At 59.9% G+C, this 23,436-nt stretch carries 28 protein-coding genes; 13 read left to right on the top strand and 15 right to left on the bottom strand.

What is annotated here, in order from left to right:
- Positions 1 to 89 precede the first annotated feature (89 nt).
- The 3 genes from BLX89_RS05380 (at position 90) to BLX89_RS05370 (ending at position 3,460) form a co-directional block, all read left to right on the top strand.
- The gene (locus BLX89_RS05380; protein ID WP_075289847.1) at positions 90 to 1,346 is read left to right on the top strand and encodes an alpha/beta hydrolase; all 1,257 of its coding nucleotides are present in this window, start codon (positions 90 to 92) and stop codon (positions 1,344 to 1,346) included.
- A 1-nt stretch (position 1,347) separates the two neighbouring features.
- Positions 1,348 to 2,379: an Lnb N-terminal periplasmic domain-containing protein gene (locus tag BLX89_RS05375; RefSeq protein ID WP_245292757.1), complete on the top strand. Its 1,032-nt coding sequence runs from the start codon at positions 1,348 to 1,350 to the stop codon at positions 2,377 to 2,379.
- Positions 2,380 to 2,440: 61 nt separating this feature from the next.
- Positions 2,441 to 3,460, top strand: coding sequence for a substrate-binding domain-containing protein (locus BLX89_RS05370; protein ID WP_075289615.1), 1,020 nt, complete (start codon positions 2,441 to 2,443; stop codon positions 3,458 to 3,460).
- Between the two features lie 44 nt (positions 3,461 to 3,504).
- Here the strand turns inward: BLX89_RS05370 and BLX89_RS05365 are convergent, their stop codons facing one another.
- The 4 genes from BLX89_RS05365 to BLX89_RS05350 form a co-directional block, all read right to left on the bottom strand.
- The gene (locus BLX89_RS05365; RefSeq protein ID WP_198935120.1) at positions 3,505 to 4,557 is read right to left on the bottom strand and encodes a Gfo/Idh/MocA family protein; all 1,053 of its coding nucleotides are present in this window, start codon (positions 4,555 to 4,557) and stop codon (positions 3,505 to 3,507) included.
- Positions 4,554 to 5,339: a ThuA domain-containing protein gene (locus BLX89_RS05360; protein WP_075289614.1), complete on the bottom strand. Its 786-nt coding sequence runs from the start codon at positions 5,337 to 5,339 to the stop codon at positions 4,554 to 4,556. Before BLX89_RS05360 ends, BLX89_RS05365 begins: the two co-directional genes overlap by 4 nt.
- A 156-nt stretch (positions 5,340 to 5,495) precedes the next feature.
- Positions 5,496 to 5,837 carry a DMT family transporter gene (locus tag BLX89_RS05355; RefSeq protein ID WP_075289613.1) on the bottom strand — a complete coding sequence of 114 codons (342 nt, stop codon included), beginning with the start codon at positions 5,835 to 5,837 and terminating at the stop codon, positions 5,496 to 5,498.
- Between the two features lie 14 nt (positions 5,838 to 5,851).
- The gene (locus BLX89_RS05350; RefSeq protein ID WP_075289612.1) at positions 5,852 to 6,418 is read right to left on the bottom strand and encodes a TetR/AcrR family transcriptional regulator; all 567 of its coding nucleotides are present in this window, start codon (positions 6,416 to 6,418) and stop codon (positions 5,852 to 5,854) included.
- Between the two features lie 185 nt (positions 6,419 to 6,603).
- On the opposite strand from BLX89_RS05350, the gene BLX89_RS05345 reads away from it, so the two are divergent.
- Both BLX89_RS05345 and BLX89_RS05340 read left to right on the top strand, forming a co-directional pair.
- Complete coding sequence (locus BLX89_RS05345; RefSeq protein WP_075289611.1) at positions 6,604 to 7,002, top strand: globin domain-containing protein; 399 nt, start codon at positions 6,604 to 6,606, stop codon at positions 7,000 to 7,002.
- Positions 7,002 to 7,361: a DUF423 domain-containing protein gene (locus tag BLX89_RS05340; RefSeq protein WP_075289610.1), complete on the top strand. Its 360-nt coding sequence runs from the start codon at positions 7,002 to 7,004 to the stop codon at positions 7,359 to 7,361. The genes BLX89_RS05345 and BLX89_RS05340 overlap by 1 nt, the downstream gene beginning before the upstream one ends.
- 14 nt (positions 7,362 to 7,375) lie before the next feature.
- Here BLX89_RS05340 and hmuQ read toward each other — a convergent pair whose 3' ends face one another.
- The 5 genes from hmuQ to BLX89_RS05315 form a co-directional block, all read right to left on the bottom strand.
- Positions 7,376 to 7,690 carry a heme-degrading protein HmuQ gene (gene hmuQ, locus BLX89_RS05335; protein WP_075289609.1) on the bottom strand — a complete coding sequence of 105 codons (315 nt, stop codon included), beginning with the start codon at positions 7,688 to 7,690 and terminating at the stop codon, positions 7,376 to 7,378.
- Positions 7,691 to 7,714: 24 nt separating this feature from the next.
- A complete protein-coding gene (locus BLX89_RS05330; protein WP_075289844.1) occupies positions 7,715 to 7,999 on the bottom strand; it encodes a hypothetical protein in 285 nt (94 codons plus the stop codon).
- A gap of 36 nt (positions 8,000 to 8,035) precedes the next feature.
- Positions 8,036 to 8,449, bottom strand: coding sequence for a DUF2325 domain-containing protein (locus BLX89_RS05325; protein ID WP_075289608.1), 414 nt, complete (start codon positions 8,447 to 8,449; stop codon positions 8,036 to 8,038).
- Positions 8,450 to 8,642: 193 nt separating this feature from the next.
- On the bottom strand, positions 8,643 to 9,566 hold the full coding sequence (gene tolA, locus BLX89_RS05320) for a cell envelope integrity protein TolA (protein WP_075289607.1): 924 nt from the start codon (positions 9,564 to 9,566) through the stop codon (positions 8,643 to 8,645).
- Between the two features lie 25 nt (positions 9,567 to 9,591).
- A complete protein-coding gene (locus BLX89_RS05315) occupies positions 9,592 to 10,026 on the bottom strand; it encodes a hypothetical protein (protein ID WP_083637353.1) in 435 nt (144 codons plus the stop codon).
- Between the two features lie 251 nt (positions 10,027 to 10,277).
- On the opposite strand from BLX89_RS05315, the gene hemP reads away from it, so the two are divergent.
- The 7 genes from hemP (at position 10,278) to BLX89_RS05280 (ending at position 15,412) form a co-directional block, all read left to right on the top strand.
- Positions 10,278 to 10,421, top strand: a complete 144-nt coding sequence (hemP, locus tag BLX89_RS05310) for a hemin uptake protein HemP (protein ID WP_075289606.1) — start codon at positions 10,278 to 10,280, stop codon at positions 10,419 to 10,421.
- Between the two features lie 6 nt (positions 10,422 to 10,427).
- Complete coding sequence (locus BLX89_RS05305; RefSeq protein WP_075289605.1) at positions 10,428 to 11,483, top strand: hemin-degrading factor; 1,056 nt, start codon at positions 10,428 to 10,430, stop codon at positions 11,481 to 11,483.
- A gap of 11 nt (positions 11,484 to 11,494) precedes the next feature.
- The gene (locus BLX89_RS05300) at positions 11,495 to 12,433 is read left to right on the top strand and encodes a heme/hemin ABC transporter substrate-binding protein (protein WP_075289604.1); all 939 of its coding nucleotides are present in this window, start codon (positions 11,495 to 11,497) and stop codon (positions 12,431 to 12,433) included.
- A gap of 1 nt (position 12,434) precedes the next feature.
- Complete coding sequence (locus BLX89_RS05295; protein WP_425348594.1) at positions 12,435 to 13,544, top strand: FecCD family ABC transporter permease; 1,110 nt, start codon at positions 12,435 to 12,437, stop codon at positions 13,542 to 13,544.
- A gap of 8 nt (positions 13,545 to 13,552) precedes the next feature.
- Entirely contained in the window at positions 13,553 to 14,341 is a 789-nt protein-coding gene (locus tag BLX89_RS05290) for a heme ABC transporter ATP-binding protein (RefSeq protein WP_075289602.1), read from the top strand.
- 103 nt (positions 14,342 to 14,444) lie between these two features.
- Positions 14,445 to 14,804, top strand: a complete 360-nt coding sequence (locus BLX89_RS05285; RefSeq protein ID WP_075289601.1) for a DUF883 family protein — start codon at positions 14,445 to 14,447, stop codon at positions 14,802 to 14,804.
- A 179-nt stretch (positions 14,805 to 14,983) separates the two neighbouring features.
- Positions 14,984 to 15,412, top strand: coding sequence for a phage holin family protein (locus BLX89_RS05280; RefSeq protein ID WP_075289600.1), 429 nt, complete (start codon positions 14,984 to 14,986; stop codon positions 15,410 to 15,412).
- Positions 15,413 to 15,661: 249 nt separating this feature from the next.
- Here BLX89_RS05280 and BLX89_RS05275 read toward each other — a convergent pair whose 3' ends face one another.
- From BLX89_RS05275 to BLX89_RS05265, 3 genes are all read right to left on the bottom strand, one after another.
- Positions 15,662 to 17,167 carry a sensor histidine kinase gene (locus BLX89_RS05275; protein WP_075289599.1) on the bottom strand — a complete coding sequence of 502 codons (1,506 nt, stop codon included), beginning with the start codon at positions 17,165 to 17,167 and terminating at the stop codon, positions 15,662 to 15,664.
- A gap of 173 nt (positions 17,168 to 17,340) precedes the next feature.
- On the bottom strand, positions 17,341 to 17,895 hold the full coding sequence (locus BLX89_RS05270) for an RNA polymerase sigma factor (RefSeq protein WP_075289842.1): 555 nt from the start codon (positions 17,893 to 17,895) through the stop codon (positions 17,341 to 17,343).
- Positions 17,896 to 17,903: 8 nt separating this feature from the next.
- Entirely contained in the window at positions 17,904 to 18,098 is a 195-nt protein-coding gene (locus BLX89_RS05265) for a NepR family anti-sigma factor (protein ID WP_075289598.1), read from the bottom strand.
- Positions 18,099 to 18,243: 145 nt separating this feature from the next.
- Between BLX89_RS05265 and BLX89_RS05260 the strand changes: the two genes are divergently transcribed.
- Positions 18,244 to 19,038: a response regulator gene (locus BLX89_RS05260; protein ID WP_075289597.1), complete on the top strand. Its 795-nt coding sequence runs from the start codon at positions 18,244 to 18,246 to the stop codon at positions 19,036 to 19,038.
- Positions 19,039 to 19,481: 443 nt separating this feature from the next.
- Here the strand turns inward: BLX89_RS05260 and BLX89_RS05255 are convergent, their stop codons facing one another.
- The 3 genes from BLX89_RS05255 to BLX89_RS05245 all read right to left on the bottom strand — a co-directional run bounded on the left by BLX89_RS05255 (position 19,482) and on the right by BLX89_RS05245 (position 23,308).
- Positions 19,482 to 21,062, bottom strand: a complete 1,581-nt coding sequence (locus BLX89_RS05255; protein ID WP_075289596.1) for an FGGY-family carbohydrate kinase — start codon at positions 21,060 to 21,062, stop codon at positions 19,482 to 19,484.
- The gene (locus BLX89_RS05250; protein ID WP_075289595.1) at positions 21,062 to 21,748 is read right to left on the bottom strand and encodes an HAD family hydrolase; all 687 of its coding nucleotides are present in this window, start codon (positions 21,746 to 21,748) and stop codon (positions 21,062 to 21,064) included. Before BLX89_RS05250 ends, BLX89_RS05255 begins: the two co-directional genes overlap by 1 nt.
- Positions 21,749 to 21,823: 75 nt before the next feature.
- Entirely contained in the window at positions 21,824 to 23,308 is a 1,485-nt protein-coding gene (locus BLX89_RS05245; RefSeq protein WP_075289594.1) for a mannitol dehydrogenase family protein, read from the bottom strand.
- Positions 23,309 to 23,436: the final 128 nt, after the last annotated feature.

Raw genomic sequence — 23,436 nt, 5'->3', positions numbered from 1 at the left:
CGTTGGCGATTTTAACCAAGATTAAAATACGGGTTGCGCGGACGCAGAATTTGACAATGCTGCAGCGGGAGTTTCTGGGGATTTGTGTGATGTTTTTACGATCCGTGACGCGCGAAGCCAAGGCCACCCGGCTGGCTATATTGCTCGTGTTCGTCATGACGCTCACGGCCTGCGCCAGCCGCCCCGTTGGCGTGCTCGTGCCCTCGGGAACGGCAACCGATGCGACGCAGGTCGATCTTCTGGTCGCCACCACGCGTGCTCCGTCCACCGAACCCGGCGTGCTTTTTGGCGGTGAGCGCGCGGAGCAGGTTTCGGCCGCGGAGCTGGTGATCTCCATACCGCCCGACAAGAACCGAAAGATCGGCGAGGTGCAATGGCCCAAGAAGCTGCCTCCTAACCCGGAAACCGATTTTTCCACCGTGAGCATCAAGCCGCTGGCTCAGCTTTCGGACGCGAGACCCTGGCTCATCAGAACCATGCCGAAGAGCCGCAGGGTCCTGCTCTTCGTTCACGGCTTCAACAACCGTTACGAAGATGCCGTCTATCGCTTCGCCCAGATCGTTCACGATTCAAAGACCGACGTCGCCCCGGTGATCTTCACCTGGCCTTCGCGCGCCAGCATCTGGGATTACAACTACGATAAGGAAAGCACCAACTACTCGCGCGATGCCCTGGAAGAGCTGCTGCGCCGGGCGTCCGAAAATCCAGCCGTTGGTGAAATCACCGTCATGGCCCATTCCATGGGATCGTGGCTGACGGTCGAGGCCTTGCGCCAGATGGCGATCCGCGATGGCCACGTCAATTCCAAGATCAAGGACGTCATTCTGGCGTCGCCCGACCTCGATGTCGATGTGTTCAGGCAGCAGTGGCTGGCCATGGGATCCAACAAGCCGAAATTCACCATCTTCGTGTCGCAGGATGACCGTGCGTTGGCGCTCTCGCGGCGCATTTCCGGGAATGTCGATCGCGTCGGCCAGATCGATCCTTCCAAGGAGCCCTATCGCACCGCGCTCGAACGCTCCGGCATCACCGTCATCGACCTCACCGCCGTCAAGACGGGCGACAAACTCAACCATGGCAAGTTCGCGGAAAGCCCCGAGGTCGTGCGTCTTCTGGGCGACCGGCTAATCGCCGGGCAGGCCGTGACCGAAAGCAATGTCGGCCTTGGCGACCGGTTGGGGGCCGTGGCGCTCGGCACGGCGCAGACTGTCGGCAGTGCCGCCAGCATCGCCGTCAGCACCCCGATCCTGGTCTTCGACCCGAACACGCGCCAGAACTACAAGGGACAGATCGACCGCTTCAATACGACGGTCGGGAACACGGTAACAACGGCTGTGGGGCAGTAACGTGCCGGACGCCGGTCGGTCCGCGCTGAAAACGGCGACCACCTGGGCGTTTCTCGCCCTTGCAGCGCTATGTGTGATTGCAATGGGTGTCTGGGGCGGTCTGGCGCTCCGCTACCAGTTTCCCGATGGCACGGTGATATCGTCTGCAGTCGGTGCAGCCTGGGTTGCGCTTTCCCTGACGGCTCTCGTTTTTCTGCTGACGCGCAAAAGACGTCTGCGCACCATCGGTATATATGTGCTGCTCTTCGCCGGCCTGCTCGTCTGGTGGAACACAATCCGTCCAAGCAATGATCGTGACTGGGCCGACGATGTCACGGAAATGGTGACGGGAGAGATCCAGGGCGATCAGGTGACACTCCGGAATGTCCGAAACTTTCATTGGCGAGATCTTTCCGACTATACGCCAGCCTGGGAGACGCGCACCTACGATCTTCGAAACCTAAACTCCGTCGATCTTCTCCTCTCCTATTGGTCCGGTCCCGCCATCGCCCACACGCTCGTTTCGTTAGGTTTTTCGGATGGCCAGTTCGTGACCTTCTCGCTAGAGATCCGCAAGGAGCGCCACGAGGCTTTCTCCGAGATCGGTGGATTCTTCAAGCAGTTCGAAACCAGCGTTGTCGCGGCGGACGAGCGCGATATCGTTCTGCTCAGAACCAACATCCGCAAGGAAGACGTCTATCTCTACCGGATCAACATGCCGGCCCCGGTGATCCGTTCGGTGTTTCTTGCCTATGTTCAAAAAGCCAATGAACTGGCGGCCGAACCGCGCTTTTACCACACGATCACAGCCAACTGCACGACCATCGTCTACCAGATGGTTGCCCGCATCGTGGATGGATTGCCGATCGATTACCGGCTGCTGTTTTCCGGATATCTGCCCGATTATATCGAAACTGTCGGAGGCTTTGCCCCCGGCTTCACACTGCCGCAACTGAAGGAAGCAGGCGCGATCAGCAAGCGCGGACAGGATGCGGGAGATACGCCGGATTTCTCGAAAGCGATCCGGGCCGGCGTGCCGGGCATCGGTCAATGATGGTAAATTCATTCCCGTTGCGGTGATTTTGCGCTAAACTTCCTGAAAAGGGAATTTGTGCATGAACCTCAAGGAGTTCGCCAGCAAGCTTGAGCTGTCGCAGACCACGGTGAGCCGGGCCTTGTCCGGCTATCCCGAGGTCAAGCAATCGACGCGCGAGAAGGTTTTGCGGGCTGCGGTGGAATTCGGCTATCGCCCCAATACAAGCGCGCTCGGACTGGCAACGGGCCGGGTCGGCGCCATCGGCATCGTGCTGAAAGGCGGCGGTGAGTTTGGGCCGCACACCAGCGAGTTCATGGGCGGCCTTGGCAACCGGTTGCAGAAGGAAGAGATCGATATCCTAGTTTCGACCGTCGATTCCACCGAGGCGGAACTCGCGACCTATCGGCGACTGGCGGCCAGCAAGCGGGTCGATGCTATCGTGCTGCATTCCCCCTATATCGACGACCCGCGGATCGAACTGCTGACCAGCCTGCGCCTGCCCTTTATCGTACACGGCAGGCCACAGACGGAGGGTGCGTTCGGCTGGCTGGACATCGACAATTTCAGCGCCGTTCATCAGGCGACGCGCCATCTGCTGGACCTTGGCCATCGCAGGATCGGTTTTCTCAACGGATATCGCGGCCGTATCTTCGCCGAGCATCGACAGGAGGGATACCAGACGGCACTTGCCGATCATGACGTTGCGGTCGATCCTGCTCTCATCGGAAACGGCGAGTTCACCGATGAGATGGGCTTTCGACTGACCCAGGGTTTTCTCAAGCTTGAGAACCAGCCAACCGCCATCGTGGCAGGCTCGATGATGTCGGCGCTCGGCGCCATGCGCGCGATCCGTATCGCCGGACTGAAGGTGAGCGAGGATCTCTCGCTCATCGCCCATGACGATGTGTTTCCCTATATCAGCCCCGAGAACCTGATGCCGTCGCTTTCGACGACACGCTCCTCCATCCGAGCGGCGGGCGCGCGCATCGCAGACATGCTGCTGGAACTTCTGCAGGGCAAGCCGGCGCAAGAGCTGCGGGAAGTCTGGCCCGTGGAACTGGTCATTCGCCGGTCAACGGCCGCAGTGCTCCAGCGTTGATTCCCTCTCCGTGTGCGGAAGAGAGGACCGTATGATGCTGTTCTCTAAACCGATAGCTCGCGGCGCTCTTTTTCCGTCAGGATTGCAAGATCGAGCACTTTTTGAAGCTCGGCCGCATGGCGGAAGCCGGGTTCCTCGGTCTTGCCGTCGCGCACAGCATCGATGAAGCGCTGATAGTTGGTGAGAACCGTACCGGCGTCGATATCCTTCCAGACGCCCTTTTCGATATCCTCCCCAAGGCAAGCCCGGAGTGTCGAGCCATCCGGCGTGTGAATGACTTCGATCGCTCCCTTTTCCCCGTGCATGCGCAGGCGCAGCTCGTTCAGGTGACCAACGGCCCAGCGGCTCGCATGGATGACGCCCATGGCGCCATTGGCAAATTCCGCCGTCATGGTGAAGCTGTCATTGGCATCGAGATCGTATTCGCCGATCCTGTTGCCGGGCGCCTTGTCGAAGGTCTTCAGGCGGGCAAAGACATGCTCGACATCGCTGCCGGCGCCATAGCCGGCAAAGTCGAGAATGTGAATGCCGACATCGCCCAGCACGCCGTTCGAGCCGTGTTTTGTGGAAAGGCGCCAGAGCCATTGGGATTCGCTTGCCCAATCTCCCCAGGCCTTGGACACCAGCCAGCTCTGCAGATAGGAGGCTTCGATGTGGCGCACCTTGCCAATATCGCCGGCAAGCACCATCTTGCGCGCCGTCTGGATTTCCGCGACGTTGCGGTAGGTCAGGTTCACCATGGTCACGAGACCAGAGGCTTCCGCCGCGCGGGCCATCTCGTCCGCCTTGGCATAATCTTCGGCCAATGGCTTTTCGCACAGCACATGCTTGCCGGCGGCAATGAGCTTCAACGTCGTCGGATGATGGATCTTGTCCGGCGTGACATTGGTCACCGCGTCGAACTCACCCCAGGCGATCGCTTCGTCAAGCGACGTAAAGCGGTGTTCGATGTTGTGACGCAGCGCAAAGGCTTCGACGCGCGCAATATCCACATCGACGGCGGCCACGAGTTCGACGCCATCGATCAAGGAGAAATTCATGGCATGGGTATTGGCCATGCCACCGGTGCCGAGAATGAGAAGGCGAACGGCGTTCACTTGTAACCCTCCTCGCCATCCTGATGCAGGCGCGGGCCTCGCTCGACGATCGGCTCAAGAGCCTTTTCAACGGGAACGTTCGGCGCATCATGGATTGCCGTGTAGGTCCCCTGCGGATTGTAGGCCCACTTCACCGCGTTGCGCAGAACGGTGTGCACATTGGCATCGTGGTAGGTCGGATAGGTTTCATGACCAGGGCGGAAATAGAAGATGTTGCCCGCGCCGCGACGCCACGTCAGACCGGAACGGAAGACTTCACCGCCCGCAAACCAGGAGATGAAGACGGTTTCCAGCGGCTCGGGGACCGAGAACTGCTCGCCATACATCTCTTCGTTTTCAAGCACGAAATTCTCATCCAGCCCGGCCGCAATCGGGTGGCGCGGATTGATCACCCAGAGGCGCTCGCGCTCGCCAGCCTCACGCCACTTCAGCGCACAGGGCGTGCCCATCAGGCGCTTGAACGGCTTGGAGAAATGGCCGGAATGCAGAACGATCAGCCCCATGCCTTCCCAGACGCGCTTGGCAACGCGCTCGACCACCTCATCGCTGACCGCACCGTGATCTTTGTGTCCCCACCAGAGCAACACGTCGGTTTCAGCCAGCCGCTCGACCGTCAGGCCGTGCTCCGGCTCCTGAAGCGTCGCCGTGGTCGCCTTAAGGGCGGGGTCCGTGTTCAGTGCCGCAGCAATGGTGTTGTGCATGCCATTGGGATAAATGCCGCGCACGATCGCATTCGTCTGCTCGTGGATGTTCTCCCCCCAGACGACCGCCTTGATAGCCATTTACGTTCCTTCCCCGTCACAAAAACAACCGCCCGCATGACCGGCCGGCCGATAAAATTGAAACCGCTTTCAATTTTGAGCGATAGAGCGTGATGAGCCGTTTTGCAAGTCCAAAAACGGAGACTGTTCGGGATGAAGCCCGAAGACGAAGGCGGATCAATGGAAAGAGGATTTGGAGAGCAGATTGAGGACCAGCACACCCGCGATGATGAGGCCGAGGCCGACCACAGCCGCAAGATCCAGCTTCTGGCCGAACACGAAATAGCCCACCAGCGAAATCAGGACGATACCGAGGCCGCTCCAGATCGCATAGGCGATGCCGACCGGAATGCTCTTCAGCGTATAGGACAGGCAGAAGAAGGCGATGGCATAACAGACCACCATCGTCACGGTCGGAACGAGCCGCGTAAAATGCTGCGCCGCCTGCATCGCCGATGTGCCAAGCACCTCGAAGATGATTGCGATCACCAGCACGCTATACAACATCGGCAGGCTCATCGTCGTCTCGCAAATTATTGGAAGGATAGTGTTTTCAGGCTGGCGGCGAGCGCCTTGCGTTCGTCTGCACCGATATCATGGCTTTGCAGGATATCGGCGAGCCACAGCCCATCGGCCGCCAAGCGGACCAGGAGACAGTTGGTCGAGGAGTCCGTGCCGACAAATTCATCGGCCCGATCCGCAACCCATTGCCGCCAGCGGTCACGCAGCGCCGGCTCGGCCAGCAATGCAATCGTCAGGACTTGCCAGGCTTGCGTCTCCTGCGCCGTTTGCGCGCCCAGCGATAAGACGGCGGCGAGATAGGCCCGGCTGAAACGCCCATGCGCGACAGGATCGTTGCGCATTTGCTCATCGAGCTCCTGATCGAACTTCTGGGTGAGATCATCGAACAGACCGTCAAGAAGGGCCATCTTGTTTGGAAAATGATGCAGCAAGCCACCCTTGCTCACGCCTGCAGCCTGGGACACCGCATCCAGCGTGACGCTGGCCACGCCATTTTCCAGCGAGAGGCGTGCTGCGACCTCCAGCAACTGCTGACGAACAAGCTGAGGACGCTTCTGGCGATGATGTGCAATGGACATACATCACATAAACATACCGTCCGGACGGTTTGTCAATACGTAGATTTACGATGCCGGGTTCATCGCGGTGAATTGCCGCAAGCTTTACATCGCCTCGAATTTGCATTGGTTCTCCGCAATCTTGAGAGTAGAGAAAACCGGACAAGACCGCGACCAACGCGCGGCCCATCGCGTGAAAAGAAGAGATGACAGGACCTTCGACGCAAACACTCTACGAAGCCATCGGCGGCGATCCCGCCGTACGCGCGCTCACGCGCCGCTTCTATGAATTGATGGACACCCTGCCCGGTGCCGCCCGGTGCCGGGCGATCCATCCTGCCGATCTCAGCGGCAGCGAGGAAAAATTTTACGAATACATGACCGGCTATCTCGGCGGGCCGCCGCTCTACACCGAAAAGCGCGGCCACCCGATGCTGCGGCGTCGCCATTTCGTTGCCGAGATCGGTCCGGCGGAACGCGACGAGTGGCTGATGTGCTTCACACTGGCGCTCGAAGAAACGGTGCCGCATGCCCAATTGCGCGCCATCATTCTGGAGCCGGTCACGCGGCTCGCCCATCACATGCAGAACAAGGAAACCGATTGATGGAGTTTCGTCGTGTCGTACCGCTTCTTGCGGGTTTGATGGGCGCCTTTGGCGTTGCCGCCGCTGCCGCCGCCTCTCACGGTGCCGATCCTCGCCTGCTTGGCGGTGCGTCTGCCATGTGCCTTGCCCACGCCCCGGCCCTCATCGCATTGACGTCCGCCTGGGAACGGCTGCGCCTTGCCGCTGCATCAGCCGTGCTGCTTTCGCTTGGCACCACCCTTTTTGCCGCCGATCTGACCATGCGCCATCTTGCCGGACACGGCCTCTTTCTCATGTCGGCCCCGGCGGGCGGCGTGCTGATGATGCTCGGATGGCTGACGTTGGCGCTCGGCGCTTTTCTTCCGCCTAAGACAACCTGAGCGGCTGAAGGATCTCAGGCGCCTTCTACGACGGAAAAACCTTCAAACTTCGGCGGACCAAGATACATGGCACGGTTGTCAGCCGCGTTCTTATGCGCCGCACGAAAGTTCTCCGATTTCGTCCAAGCCGTGAAAGCATCGCGGTCTTGCCAGGTCGAGCTGGAAACGAAGAGCGTATAGCCTTCGGCGGTAAAACTATCACCCCGCAGCAGCCGAAACGCGAGAAAGCCTGGGACCTCGCTCAGGCTGGAATCCCGGTTTTTCCAGATGGCTTCGAATGCCTCTTCCTGTCCAAGGGCAATCCTGAAGCGGTTCATGGCAAAATACATCGACTTAACCTCGCGATACGAACGTCAGCCCTGTCTCTTGCGCCGCTCATCGCGCTCCAGGGCGGAACTGGGAAAGCTCAGGATTTTATGCGCACCCAGAGCATGCGCAAGAGTGGAGATCGCATAAGGAGAACGCCGCGGCAGGCGCGTGCGCTCAAGAGGAAACGGGGTGACGTTTCCGCTGTCATTCACGACGCGAGCCCGCTCCCGAAGAAGCGCATAAAGCTCCGGCACCATGCCATCGCCAACCTGCTCGGCAAGCTTGTGCAGACCGATCATGGTCATCTGATCGGGACGATCATCGCTCATTTCCAGAAACTCCAATGGTTCTCTGCAAGGCGCGGCTCAGTTGGCGCGCTTATCGCTCATTTCCTGCAGCGCCCGCTCGAAACTCGACTTGCTGCCGTTGCGCAGCGGCACGAAAGCCTTGCCCCACTTCTTGCAGCCCGACTTCACGCGCAGACACGCATCGTGGCTGATGCAGTCGATCGGGCAGAAGACGCAGTCGACCGAGGGCAGAACGTTGTCGATGCGCGAAACCGCTTCGCGCAGACCACCGTCATGATGGATCAGTTCCGCGCCAAAATTGCTGACGATCTGACGCAGATGCGCGACCTGACAATCCCGCCCGCCGACATAGAGGAAACTGCGCCCCTCAAGCCCCGGTCTGGAGGGATCGGCAGATGCCGCCACGGCAATTTCCCGACCATTGTCGCGCTGCCTGTCCTTGCCACGCTGCTGTCGATGCTTGTCACCCATCTGCAACTCCCGACTGTATCGCGACAAAGATGCCGCTTGTTTCGTTGAGCGCGACCCTAATAAACTTGATAAAAGGAGTAAAGTATAAACATGAGTCTTATCATATTTTTTGAGAAAATTTTGCCTCCTGCAAAAACGCCGCACCTTCATGAAGGCGCGGCGTAAAATAATTTTACAAACAAGAGCTTACGCCTTACCGAGGCGGGCGGGCTTCGATCGGCAAGGTGAACAGCCAACTGTTTTTTCCGGATTCCGCCGGGATTTTGGGATAGGGCGCCGCGCGCTGAACCGCCTTGATCGCAGCTTCATCCAGAATCGGAATCCCCGTGCTTCTTGAGATGCGGGCACCGCGCACGGAGCCATCGGCCGAAACCGTAAATGTAACCTGCGCGACCCCGCCAAGCCCCTTGCGCTCTGCGCTGCGGGGATAACGGTATGCGCGGTTGAGTTTGGCGCGAACCTTGCCCGGATAGTTGGAGACGGCGGCGTTGCCCGCCTGCTGGGTCATTTTACCCTTTTTGCCGCTGGATGTGCTGACCGAGGCGTCCGGCACCCCGTCTGCCTGCCCCTTGGTGGCGCTGGCAACGCTTTGCCCCTTGTCGCCCGCCTTCTGCTTGACCGGCTTCTTGCGCTCGACCTTCTTCTTCTCTTCCGGCGGCTTCTCGACCTTTTCGGGTTCCGGCTGGATCTCCGGCTTTTGCTCGGGAATGACAGTCTCGGCCGGCGCGATGGTCGCCGTCACCTCGGCCTCGGCAACAACCGTTTCCGGCATGTCCTCCGCCGGCAGCACGACATCCGCCTCAACCGGCTGGACATCGGTTGGCGTCTCCGCCGGAATTTCGGTCTCGACCGGACGAATTTCCTCGACCGGCGGGGTTTCCTCGATAGGCTGAACCTCCTCCGGCGGCGTCTCCAGGGGGTCGATCGGCTGGTCCGTGGAAATGCCAGCCTGCAGCGTTTCCTCGAAAGCGTTGCCCAGAAGGGTAACTTCCATTGCCTCGCCCCCGGCGACCTGTGCGGTCATCGCTTCCGGCTCGGGCTGGAACAACGCCGCCGCCCCCGCATGCGCAAGCAGCGAGAGTGCGACGGCCGCGGTCCATTTCATAAATGTCTTCATGCCAGCTACCGATGCGAAGATCGCATCAGCCCTTCAGTTCCACGGAGGCCTTCGAACCTGCCGAAAGCCCCGTCATACAGGCGCTCTTGTCGATGCCCTGCCCGGTGCAGACCGGCGCATCATTGATCAGCATGCTTTTGACAGCCTCGCACTTGGTGCCCGGCAGATCGAACTGGCGCACCTTCATCTTGCCGGCGGGCAGATCGCGAAAATCGAGAACCGCCATACGCTCGACCAGCCCCTTCTCGTCAAAAAGAACGAATTCGAAGGATGCCTTGTCCAGAGACTGTTCAAATCCGTTCGTCGCCAAGAAGGTCAGCTTGCAGCCTTTTTCGGAAGGAGCGAGCTCATTGAGCTCCACGGCAAGCTTACCGGAAGGCAGCGCGTCCTGTGCAAGGGCAACACCGGAAAAGCTCATCACGGCCATCATGGCAAGGGAAAATTCGCGCGTCGTCATCATGGTGCCCATTCCTAAAAAACGTCGTCTGAAGCGGTGTCGCCTATCGGTTCAAAAGCACCTTCAAAGGCGCTTTTGCAAGTGATAACCGAAATAACTTAACTCGCAAAATCATATATTGCGTCCATATTAAAAGGTGAGTATGGAAGTCAAGATACGAACTCCAGGAACCCACGGAAAACTGGCGAAACCGCCGTCCGCAGCGTTCTTTCAGGACCCGAACTTTGAAAGCAATTGAACCAGAAACACCGATTATGCCTGTGCCGATCGACGCGAAGCCGCGCATGATTGACAGCCGCGACCTCTTTCGCGGCGAAACCGAAATCCAGATCACCCATGACGGCGCAATCTATCGAATGAAGATCACCCGCCAGGGCAAACTTATTTTGAACAAGTAGGCGACCATGACCACAAGAACCCGTCCGACTCCCTCTGAAATCCGTGCCTACCGGGCAGAAAACAGCAAGATGCGCGAGCGCGACATCGCCGCCCAGCTCGGTGTATCAGAGGCCGCCCTCGTGGCAGCCGAAGTCGGCCTGACGGCGATCCGCATCGATGGAAGCGCCAATCGCTTCCTCGAGCGCGCACCGGAACTCGGCACCGTTATGGCCCTGACCCGCAACGAAAGCGCCGTCCATGAGAAGATAGGCCCGTTCGAAAAGGCTTCTCCCGGCGAACAGGCTTCGATCGTGCTTGGCAAGGAAATCGACCTGCGTGTGTTCCCCCGCGCCTGGGCCCATGGCTTCGCCGTGACCAAGACGGACGGCGAGAATGTGCGCCACAGCCTGCAGTTCTTCGATCGTCAGGGTATTGCGATCCACAAGGTTCACCTGCGGCCGGAATCCAACCTCGACGCCTACCATGCCATCGTCGCGGACTTCCGCCTCGAAGATCAGTCGCAGGATTTCGTCGAGGAAGCTTCTACCGCACCGGCGGAAGCCGACAACCCGGCGCTGGATGCTGCCGAATTGCGCGACCGCTGGAGCAAGATGACGGACACGCACCAGTTCTTCGGCCTGCTGCGAAACCTGAAAGCCAGCCGCCGTCAGGCGCTGCATGCGGTCGGCGAGGAGTATGCCTGGCTTTTGGCGCCTTCGGCCGTCGAGCAGATGATGCGCGACAGCGCCGCGGCAGGCATCTCCATCATGTGCTTCGTCGGCAATCACGGCATGATCCAGATTCACTCCGGCCCGATCGAGAAGATCGAGCAGATGGGTCCGTGGATCAACATCTTCGATCCGACCTTCCACCTCCACCTGCGCGCCGATCATCTGGCCGAGGTCTGGGCAGTCCGCAAGCCGACGGCAGATGGCCATGTCACCTCGCTTGAAGCACTCGATGCAAAGGGCGAGATGGTCATTCAGTTCTTCGGCAAGCGCAAGGAAGGCTTTGCCGAGCAGCCGGAATGGCGCTCGATCATGGAAGGCCTGCAGAAACTCGATACCTCGGCAGCGGCTTGAGAGGACATATCATGCGCCAGTTCATCGATCTCTTTGGACGCAGCCCCCTGAAGAAAGCAGCGATCCTTCTCGCAGTGGCGGCACCGTTCGCGCTGCCCCCGCTTCCGGTACTCACCGCCACCGCTTTCGCGCAGCAAGCGCAGCCGGTGGACAGCTCGCGCCTCGTGTCGATCGGCGGGGCGGTGACAGAGATCGTCTACGCGCTGGGTGAAGAAAAACGTCTCGTCGGACGCGATTCAACCAGCATGTATCCGGAGGCTGCCATGACGGTTCCGGATGTTGGCTATATGCGCCAACTCTCGCCGGAAGGCGTGATCTCAACCAATCCGACCGCCATCATTTCCATCGAGGGCAGTGGGCCGCCGGAAGCCCTGTCGGTTATCAAGCAATCAAACATCGCCTTCCAGACCATTCCGGACAGGTTCGACAGCCAGGGTATCCTCGACAAGATCACGGCTGTGGGCAACTTTCTCGGCGTTCCGGAAAAGGCGGCAGCCTTGCGCGAAAAGGTCAAGGCCGATCTCGACGCTGCTGTTGCAGACGCCGAGAAGCGCCCGCAAGCCGAGCGCAAGCGCGTCATCTTCATTCTCTCCGCCCAAGGCGGAAAGATCATGGCCGCGGGCACCGGCACGGCAGCGGATGGTATCCTTCGCCTGTCCGGCGTAATCAACGCCGCCGGCACGTATGCCGGTTACAAGCCGCTGACCGATGAAGCGATCATCGAAGCGAAACCGGATGTCATTCTGATGATGCAGCGCGGCGGTGGCCATGCTATGAGCGACGAAGATTTGCTCAAGCATCCGGCACTCAGCATGACGCCTGCCGCGAAGGACAAGGCCATCGTTCGCATGGACGGGCTGCAACTTCTCGGCTTCGGCCCTCGCACGGCCAGCGCCGTTCGGGAGCTGAATGGAGCCATTTACGGAAAAACGACGAATGCATCCCAGTGAAATGGCCGTGGAAAACGGCCAGCGCCGTTCCATCGCGGTGCGCATGAAGGAAAGCTGGCGAGCCGGCGACCGATCCCAGGTCGCGCGGCTCGTGATCTTTGTGCTGGCTTTGCTGGCAGTGGTCACGTTCTTCAGTTCCATCATGACGGGCGCCGCCGATGCCTCGGTCGGCAACCTGTTGCGCTGGCTGACCGGTACGGAGACCGCCGAACAGGCCCTCAGTCTGCGCGATCGCATCATCATCTTCGACATCCGCCTTCCCCGCGCGGTCCTCGGTCTTCTGGTCGGCGCGGCGCTGGCCGTTTCCGGGGCCGTCATGCAGGGTCTTTTCCGCAATCCGCTCGCGGATCCCGGCCTCGTCGGCGTCTCTGCCGGTGCAAGCCTCGGGGCGGTGCTCGTCATTGTGCTGGGCAGCGCCACCTTCGGCCCGCTCTTTGCAGCCTTCGGCTTTTATGCGCTTCCGATTGCAGCCTTCCTTGGCGGGCTTGCAACGACGTTTCTGCTCTATCGCATCGCGACCCGCAGCGGCCATACCTCCGTCGCCACCATGCTGCTGGCCGGCATTGCCATCGCTGCGCTCGCCGGTGCGATAACCGGGGTCATGATCTTTGTCGCCGACGACCAGCAACTACGCGATCTCACATTCTGGGGGCTGGGTTCCCTCGCTGGCGCAAGCTGGCCGAAAATTCTCGCGGCCGCCCCGATCATCCTTCTTTCGCTTGCGGTCGTGCCGTTCCTTGCCCGCGGCCTCAACGCTCTCACGCTTGGCGAAGCGGCCGCTTTTCATATGGGGGTGCCCGTTCAACGGCTGAAGAACGTGGCGATCGTCAGCGTGGCTGCGGCAACCGGTGCCTCGGTGGCCGTCAGTGGCGGTATCGGCTTTGTCGGAATCGTCGTGCCGCACGTTCTGCGGCTGGTGATCGGCCCGGATCATCGCTTCCTTCTGCCGGCTTCGGCGCTTCTCGGTGGCATCCTGCTGATCTTCGCGGACATGATCGCCCGCACCATCGTCCCGCCGGCGGAATTGCCGATCGGGATCATCACGGCCTTTGCGGGAGCGCCCTTCTTCCTTTGGATCCTGCTGCGCGGTCGATCCCATATGGGGCTTTGAGGTAAACCATGATCAGGGCCAGCAATATTTCCGTGCGGCTTTCAGGCAAGCAGGTGCTTCACGGTATCAGTTTCGAGGCGCCGGCAGGCCAGTTAACGGCGATCGTCGGTCCCAATGGCTGCGGCAAGACGACAACAATGCGTGCCATCGCGGGCGAGACCCACTACGAGGGCAATGTCAGCATTAACGGCCACGACATCGCCAGACTGAAGCCCTGGGAACTGGCGTTGAAGCGGGCGGTCCTGCCACAGGCAACCGTCATCTCGTTCCCCTTCACCGTGCGCGAGATCGTGCGCATGGGACTTGCCGTCGGCGGCGCGGACCGCCCCGAGGAGGTCGAGCGGATCGCCCGCGATGCGCTCGAAGCCGTCGATCTGGCCGGTTTTTCCGGGCGTTTTTATCAGGAGCTTTCCGGCGGCGAACAACAGCGGGTTCAGCTTGCCCGCGCCCTCTGCCAGATATGGGATCCGCTGGAAAACGGTGAACCCGCCTTCCTGCTGCTCGACGAGCCGGTTTCCAGCCTCGATATCCGCCACCAGCTGACGATCATGAAGCTCGCTCGGGATTTCTGCAGCCGGGGCGGCGGCGTGGTGGCGATCATGCATGATCTCAATCTCACGGCGATGTTCGCAGACCAGATGGTCATGATGCGCGGTGGCCGCGTCGAGGCCGCCGGCAGTCCAAAGGACGTGATGACCGATGAGGTCATGGAAAGCGTCTTTGGCTGCCCCATGCGGGTAAACACCACGCCGTCCGGCACCGTGCCCTTCGTTCTGCCCCATACGGCCGGAGCCTGAACAGAATCTCCGGAACCAAAAGCCTTTTGCAACGTTTTGAGGAGGACCCCGGCCAAACCCGTCCGGGCAGAGCCGAACCCGCGGCACAAAAGGAGTTTCCCATATGGCAACCGGCCTTTTTTCCAGTTCCTCGAAAAAGCGCAATGGCGCATATTTGCAGGCATCCGTCGAAGACCAGCTGAGCGAGCTTCGCGAAGACATCGCCGCATTGAGCGGCCTGTTGGCGAAACGCGGAACGCAGGCATCCAAGGATGTCCGCGCCAAGGCAAGTGACATGCGCGAACATGCGGAAGCTGGCCTCGGCGACCTCAGAGAGCACGGCGAAGCCCTGCTTGCCGAACTGCGCGACCGCTACTCCGTGGCTGAACGTGAGGTACGCCGCAACGTTCGCGAGCATCCGGTCGCCACGATCGGTGCTGCCGCAGCGCTGGGCGTTCTGGTCGCAATCCTCTTGCGCCGATAGACCAATGAGATACCGGGTTGGAGCGCTTTGAAACAAAGCGATCCGACCCCTTGATTTATTCTCTCGCCCTGTACTTCAATCAACGTGATCCGATATGACGCCTGGCGTTGAAGCAGGGTCGAACATCATCGGTGGCGCGCATTGCATGAAGAAGACGCCGCCCAGTCTGGAGATAAAGAATGGGCTCTTTAGGGGCACTCCTGTCGACACTGATCGCAACGGACGTCGGCGCCACGGTATCGCGCTATAAACGCAATGGCTTTTACTGGCTGATTGCGGGCTTCCTGTTTCTCAATGCCTATGTCTTTGCGCTCGTAGCGGCAGGACTTTACCTTTCGACAATCTATCCACCTGTCATTGCCAGCCTGATCGTTGCCGCAGCCTTCATTGTCCTAGGGCTTATCGTGCTGTGTGTATTGGCCTACATCAGGGCCCGGGATCGCCGGATCGCCGCAGAACGCCGGCGCCAATCGCAGCTGCAAAGCGGCCTTATCGCGGCCACGGCCCTGTCGCTTGTTCGGAAGCAGCCACTTCTCGCAGCCGGCGTCGCCGTTGCAATGGGTGCGTTCCTCGGCCTCACAAGCAAAAGAAAACACTCGGACGACTAACGCGATTTTAGCGTCTGTCGGGACCGGATTGACCCTGCCAGACGCCATTTGTTTTCATTTACTTTTTGGAAAATTCATCCAGCCTTCGTCCGAGGGACGTTAGACGGCTACGCAATCTTCAAGAGCGATTGATTTTGAACGGCTCGACCTAAAACGTGCCGCGATCTTTGAGATTCGCTCATACGATTTAGGTTTTTGTTTTACGCATGTCTTTCCGCAAAACCGCTGTACACTTTCGCGAGACATGGTTTAGAGCGGCAATCGCACCAGTGCGGTCACGCCTGCCGGCAGATACTGCACTTCCACCGAGCTTCCCATGACCTTGTCCAGGCTGCGCTCGATCAGGATGGAACCGAAGCCCTTGCGTTCCGGCTCGCTGACAACCGGGCCACCGACTTCCGTCCAGGTCATCCGCAATACCTCCATGCCGTCTTCGTCCACTTTGCGAGCGGTGACGATGATCTTGCCGTCGGCGTTGGTCAGCGCGCCGTATTTAGCGGCGTTCGTCGCAAGCTCGTGCAGCACGAGGCCGAGGCCGACAGCCTGATCAGGCCCCAGAAGAATTTCATCCTTATGGATTTCCACCTGCTCCTCATAATCGCGCACATGCGGCGCGAGCTGCTTGTTGAGGAGTGCGGACAGCCGGATCGCTCCCCACTCGTGATCCGACAGCAGGCCGTGCGCCTCGGAGATAGCCTGGAGGCGCCCGGCAAACGCGGTCATGAACTGTTTGGGATCGCTCGTCGTGCGCAGTGTCTGCCGGGCAAGCGATTGCAGCATCGCAAGCGTGTTCTTCACACGATGGTTCAGTTCGCGGAGCAAAAGCCGGGTTCGCTGGTTCGACGTCTGCTCTTCCGTGACATCGACATTGATGCCGAGAAAAGCCGTCGGGCGCCCGGCGCTGTCGCGCTCATGCACCCTGCCGCGTCCAAGAACCCAGCGTCCGCTGCCGGCGATCCGGAAAAGACCGTCATATTCCTCGCCCTTGGCCATGGCCGAGCGAAGTCGCGAGAGCGCGGCAAGCCGGTCGTCCGGATGGATCGCGGCAAATATATCCTTTGCCTGAAGCGAAGAAGCCGGTTCCATGCCGAACATGCGCGTCATGGCACCATTGCAGGACACTTCACCCGTCTTGATGTTCCAGAGCCAGCTACCGATGTTGGCGGCGTCGAGCGCCATCTCGTGACGCTGCTCCTCGCGAGAAATCTCCGCCTCCTTCAACGCACTCTGACGGCTGTCGTGCTTCAATCGCAACAACGACGCGGCGACCCTCGAAACGTGCTCCAGCTGCCGGATTGCACCCTGATCGACCTCGTCGCGGGGCTTAACATCGAAAACGCAGACGGTGCCGACCGCGTGTCCGTCGATCACGATCGGCGCACCCGCGTAGAAGCGAAGGTAGGGCTCACCTGTGACGAACGGCTGACTGGAAAAGCGACTGTCCTTGAGGGCATCGGAAACAACGAGCACGCCGTCGTCGGCAGCCTCGATAACATGGGCGCAGAAAGACGTCTGTGCCGGAGCCTGTGACTGGTTGGTTCCAAGGGCTGACTTGAACCACTGATCGCGATCGTCGAGCAAGGTGACCAGAGCGATCGGCGCATTGAAGAGAGACGATGCAAGCGCCGTCAGCGGGTCGAAATCCGTATCGGGCCAGGCCATATCCGGTACGAAATTCCGCAAGGCTTCAAGCCGAAGCGGCGAGGCGAGCACGGATTGAATATCCGTCCTGGTGATCGTCAACTCTTGCGTCATTCAATTACAAGCCTCGCTGATACCCATGTCTGGCGCTTGCCGAATGGATAGCGATTTCTGTTCTGCCCCATTGTGGATGGTGAAGCAACGTCGCCGGACAGCATCTGTACGCCGGCTTACGGAAAACAACACGACGCCGGGGAGCGTCGTGTCCTTGTTAGAGAGTGCAAATGTCAGGACACGAAGGCACGCGATGTCATCGGCGCCGACGTCGCGTCAGGACCATACTCGCCCTCGCCTGCAATCTGTAGAATATCCTGCAGTCGCTGGCGGGCACGGTTTACGCGGCTTTTGATGGTTCCAAGCGCACAGCCGCAGATTTCCGCAGCTTCCTCATAGGAAAACCCCGATGCGCCGACCAGAATGATCGCCTCGCGCTGATCAGGCGGCAGCATGTCGAGAGCACGCTTGAAGTCCTGAAGGTCCAGCGAACCATATTGCGCGGGGTGCTGCGCAAGAGATTCGGTGAAATAGCCGTCACTGTCCTGCACCTCGCGGCCGCGCTTGCGCATCTGGCTATAAAGCTCGTTGCGCAAGATGGTGAAGAGCCACGCCTTCATGTTGGTGCCCATCTCGAAGTGGTCCTGCTTGGCCCAGGCCTTCATGATGGTGTCCTGCACAAGGTCGTCGGCCCTGTCATGCCGGCCGATCAGCGACATCGCAAACGCGCGCAAGCTTGGCAATGCCGCCAGCATTTCCCGCTTGAAGCCCGATTCATCTGCTTTCATGCGCTCGCTCATTCGGCAACATCCGGAAGTTTCTGCCGCTCGACCGCATCGAGCTTTTCAAGCAGATCCAAAAATTTGTCCGGAATGGCCTCTTCCTGTACGGAAAGATAAAGCGCTCGCAGCTTCGCTGCAATCTGCGCGTTCGGATTGTCTGCGCGACTGTCTCTTTCGACGTCGCGCGCTGCCCCAAGTCTGTCGTTCATCTACGCCCATTACCTTTGCATTTTCTTCTGAGCGGGTAATGCGCCGCGAAAAAATATGTTCCACCGTCGGAACCTTTTTTTTTGAAGTGCGTTTGATTGGCACGCTGGCGAATAGAACCCATGCCAGACAGAGGGAGTATTTTGTATGTCACTTTCTACCCGGATCGCTCCGTTTCTGCCTTATTTGCGCCGTTACTCGCGAGCCTTGACGGGATCACAGACTTCGGGCGACGCCTATGTGGCCGCCGTGCTCGAAGCGCTGATCGCAGACGTCTCGATTTTTCCTGAAGCAAGCAGCGACCGCGTCGCGCTGTTTCAGCTCTACACCAAGTTGTTCGGCTCTTCCTCCGTGTTGATCCCCGAACCGGTTTCGCCTTTCGCTTGGGAAAAGCGCGCTTCGATCAATCTTGCATCGGTTTCGCCGCTCGCCCGCCAGGCCTTTCTTCTCGCATCCGTCGAAGGTTTTCGAGCCGACGAGACCGCGGAAGTTCTCGATACGACGGAAGCCAACGTCAACAAGCTTCTCGAGCGCGCCTCCGAAGAAATCTCGCGCCAGGTTGCAACGGATATCATGATCATCGAGGACGAGCCGCTGATCGCGATCGACATCGAGCAGATGGTGGAAAGCCTCGGCCATCGTGTTACCGGCATCGCCCGTACTCGCGATGAGGCAGTCGCTCTTTTCAAGACCACGCGCCCCTCAATGGTGCTGGCCGATATTCAGCTCGCCGATGGAAGCTCGGGCATCGATGCTGTCAACGAGATTCTGCAGAACGCAGCCATCCCGGTCATCTTTATCACTGCATTCCCCGAGCGCCTGCTGACAGGCGAGCGCCCGGAACCGACATTCCTGGTAACCAAGCCGTTCAATCCGGATATGGTGAAGGCCCTGATCAGTCAGGCGCTCTTCTTTAACGAATCCACCAAGGCTGCGGCATAAGGCGCCCGCGGTTCGGTCGGCACCCTGTCGCAAAGCTGAATATGAACAACTGAAGTGCGGGCCGAAGATATACTGCTTCGGCCCGCATTTTGTATGGAAGTGTGATAAAGAGCCGCGGATTGCGGGCGAAGTCCACCTCTTACGGTAGACCTACGTTAAGACTGACAGGGCTGTGCTGACCGGGAGACGTTCAGTACAGCTATTCGGGAAAACGAGTTTTTGGGGCTAAAAAAGATAACAGCCAGTGCCGGGGGAAGGCACTGGCTGATATCGACAACTCACCGAGGGGGCATGTGAGCTGGTAGCCGGATTTCGTTGGGGGCGTTCGCATTGGGGGCGATGCGAACCGTATCCGGACATCCCATTAACGGGCTGACTGGATAAAGGTTCCAGGAACGATCAAAAAAACTGGAGATTTTTTCGGGAGCGACTTCGACCGTTGATCAGAGGGCTTCCAGCTCGGCTCTGTGCCGGTAAAGACTGAGAAACTTACGATAGTCGCGATCGTAGACGTCCCGCATGGAGGGATCGGGCCGACGCTCCTGTCCACCCGGATACATGGCATGCCCGGCGGCGGCGAGGTTCGGGTACAGGCCGCCGGCAACAGCGGCCACAATCGATGTGCCCAGCAGCACGGCGTCGCTTGTGTGGGGAACGACGACCCGGCAACCCGTGACATCGCAATAGAGCTCCATCAGCAGCGGGTTCTTCACATGCCCGCCCGTCACATGCAGGGTGTCGAGATCGTAGCCGGCTTCCCGCATCATCTCAAGAATATGGCGAATGCCGAGCGCGATGGCGACGCAGGTGCGCCAGTAGAGCCTGCAGAGCGCATCGAAGGAACTGTCGAGCGTCAGGCCGCTGATAACGCCAAGTGCGTGAGGATCAGCCAGCGGCGAGCGATTGCCGTGGAAATCGGGAAGCACATGCAGCCGGCTTGCGAAATCGCGGCCATATTGCGAGCGAAGCTCCTGGATTCGCAGGACGATACGCGCGTGCACATCCGCATTGGGCTCCCCGCCGGCGCTGTGGCTGCGAACCACATGATCGAGCAATGCCCCCGTCGCCGACTGGCCGCCTTCGACCAACCATGCTTCAGCAAATCCGGCCTCGAAATAAGGCCCCCAAAGTCCGAAACCGGGCTTCATCTCGCACGAGAAGGCCACAATGCAACTCGACGTACCAGCAATCAGCGCCAACTGCCGTTCGAGCTTGCCGGCGTCATCGGCAAATCCGCCCAACGCACCGATGGCGCCGGCATAGGCATCGATCAGGCCGGTCGCGACACGGCAGTCTTCATCAAGCCCGAGATCCATGGCCGCCGCGGCGGTCAATGTTCCCACGGACTGGCCGACAGCCGTCGTCTCGCTCGGCAGACTGCCCCGTTCAAGCAGGTCTTCAAGGCCTATTTTCTCAAGAAAGTCGTTGCTCCAGCCTCCGGAGGTGTGCGCGAGGTAATTCCATTTGGCCGTCAGCGTGCAGCGTGAACGCGCCGGATTGCCCGTCGCTCGCCAGGACATGAAGTCGGCGAGATCGAAGAAATAACCCGCCTTCGCCCATTGCTCCGGAAGGTTCTGCTTCAGCCACATCAGCTTCGGCATTTCCATCTCCGGCGACATGACGCGGCCGGTATGGGCAAGCACCGGATGGTTCGTCGCGGTGCAGGCATCCGCCTGCTCAAGCGCCCGATGGTCGAGCCAGACGATCGTGTCCCAGCGCGGATCGCCCTTGCGGTTGACAGAAAGCGGTGCGCCGTCCTTATCGCGCACCACGAGCGAACAGGTCGCGTCGAAGCCGATGGCGGCAATGGAAGACGCGGGAACGTCCGCCTTGGCGCGAGCCGTCTTCACGGCGATGCAGACGGCTTGCCAGATGTTTTCGGAATCGTGCTCGGCGTGGTTTTCTTCCGGCCGGTTCATGGCGATCGGATAGTCGGCGCGGGCCAGAAGACGGCCGTGTTTGTCGAAGATACCAGCGCGCGCGCTGCCGGTCCCGACATCGACTGCAACCAGCAGATCTCGCATCAAGCGGTGTTCCCATCCCTTTGTTCTTTTCGAACAAAGTGGATCAAATCCCCCATCTCGTCAAACACCACGTCCGGCGAAAGCTCGCGCAGGGAGTGGAGATGACGTTCGGTTCTGGCGTGGGAGGCTCCGGTAAACGCAAAGACCCGCATGCCCGCCGCCTTTGCCGCCTGGATGCCGGCAGGACTGTCTTCGACCACGATGCACTCTCCCGGAGCAAACCCCATCTTGGAGGCGGCATGCAGGAAAAGATCCGGCGCCGGCTTGCCGTGCTCGACCATGCTGGCGCTGAAAATATGCGGCTCCAGCTTGTCGATGAGACCTGTGATGGTCAGCGAAAGCCGGATGCGTTCCGGCTGGCTGGAAGACGCCACACAGCGCGCCAGGTCAAGCCCGTCCAGCGCCGCGGCGATACCCGGAACCGGCTGCAGTTCGGTCCTGAAGCGACGATACAGATCGAGACGCATTTCTTCGAGGAAACGATCATCGACTGCGAGGCCATATTCGTCATGCAGGATCGATGACATGGTTTTGAGGCTCTTGCCGAGAAACCGCTCCGTGGCCTCTTCGGCGTCCATCTCGACACCGGCATTCCTGAGAACGCCGATCAGGACCTCGATCGACAACGGCTCGCTGTCGACGAGAACGCCATCGCAATCAAAGATGACCAGTCGGGGGGCTACCATCAAAAATCCCCCCCCGTAACCGCGGCCCGGCGAAGGGCAGCCAGAAGATCACGCGGGGGGCAGAACGTCATGTCGTCAATCTCCAAGATGTCCGTCGAGATAGAGCTGCAGGGTCGCCCGCGTGCCCTTGCTCCAGAGTGTGCGCAGCGCATGTGCAAACCGCCTCCGGAACAGATCGGATTTCGCAACTTCGCCGAAGATATCGGAAAGCGCAAGGAAGGCGTCCGGATTATCCTTCGCTTTCAAGGCCGCTTCGTGCAGCCGGTCGGCGCTGGCGTCGTTGAAGGTGATCGGCTTGCCGCTGTCGGTCGTTCCTTCGAAGTAGCGGCACCAGAGCGCCGAAACCAGAGAGAGCCCCACCACGTCCTCGCCGCGCTTCAGCCGATCTGCGGTCGAAGGCAGGATGAATTTCGGCTGGCGGTTGGATCCGTCCTGCGCGAGCCGCGGAATGGTGTCGCCGATCTTCGGGTTGAACAGGCGATTTTCCACGAGCTTGAAATAGTCGTGCAGATTGGTGTTCGGCACCGGCGGCACGATCGGGATGATCTCGTCATGCTCCAGCTTGGCGAGGAAGGCCTGGATGATCGGCTCCTCCATCGCTTCATGGACGAAATGAATGTCGAGAAGTGCTGCCGGATAGGCAATCGCCGCATGGCCGCCGTTGAGAATGCGTATCTTCATGTGCTCGTAGGGCGCGACGTCCGGCACGAACTGGACGCCGACATCTTCAAGCGCCGGTCGGCCAGCGGTGAACTTGTCTTCCAGAACCCACTGCTTGAACTCTTCGCAGAACACCGGCCAGTTGTCGTCGATACCGTAATCGGACGCCGCGATCCCGATCTCGCGCGGGCCGGTGGCCGGCGTGATGCGATCGACCATCGCATTCGGGAAGGCGACGTTCTCATCGATCCACTCGGCAAGGTCTGAATCCGACAGCCGCGCCAGACCCGAGACGGCGGCATGGGTAACCTCGCCATTGCCCGGAATGTTGTCGCAAGACATGACCGTGAAGGGCGGAATACCCTGCTCCTTGCGCACCTTCAGGCCAGCAATGATCAAACCGAAGACCGTCTTCGGCTCGGTCGGATTTGCAGCGTCCGCAGCGATTGCCGGATGGCTGGGATTGAAGAGGCCCGAGGCCGGATCGATGAAGTATCCACCTTCGGTGATCGTCAGCGAGACGATGCGGATTGCCGGATCGGCAAGCCGAGCGATCGTCGCTTGCGGATTGCCGGGGCTCAGATAACCGATCATCGGGCCGGTGACGCGCGCCGCACTCTTGTTGTTGTCCTGCTCGACCACCGTCGTCAGGAAATCCTGCTCGGCAAGTTTTGCGCGCATCGTCTCGTCGGACGGCAGAACGCCGGCGCCAATGATTGCCCAGTCATGTCCCTTGCCGGTGTTGAAGAGATCATCGAGATAGATCGCCTGATGGGCGCGATGGAAATTGCCGACGCCGAAATGCACGATTCCGGCCTTGAGGTCGGACCGTTCATAGGCAGGAACGGCAGCAGTCGCCTTGATGGCACCGAGGTTGGCAAGCGAAAGTTTCGTGGTCATGTCTTCTTCCTTTCGACGAGCCTCAGCTCAGCCCCGTTGCCGCCACCGGCTTTGCAAGTCTGGTTTGTCACGTCAGTTTTCACGGCGTCGGCCGCCACCAGAGCCCGCGCGAGATTGATATCCGCGAA

The sequence above is a fragment of the Pararhizobium arenae genome (assembly GCF_001931685.1).
Lineage (GTDB): Bacteria > Pseudomonadota > Alphaproteobacteria > Rhizobiales > Rhizobiaceae > Pararhizobium > Pararhizobium arenae.
Note: the sequence above shows the minus strand (reverse complement) of the source record. Positions and strands in the feature narration are given on the sequence as shown.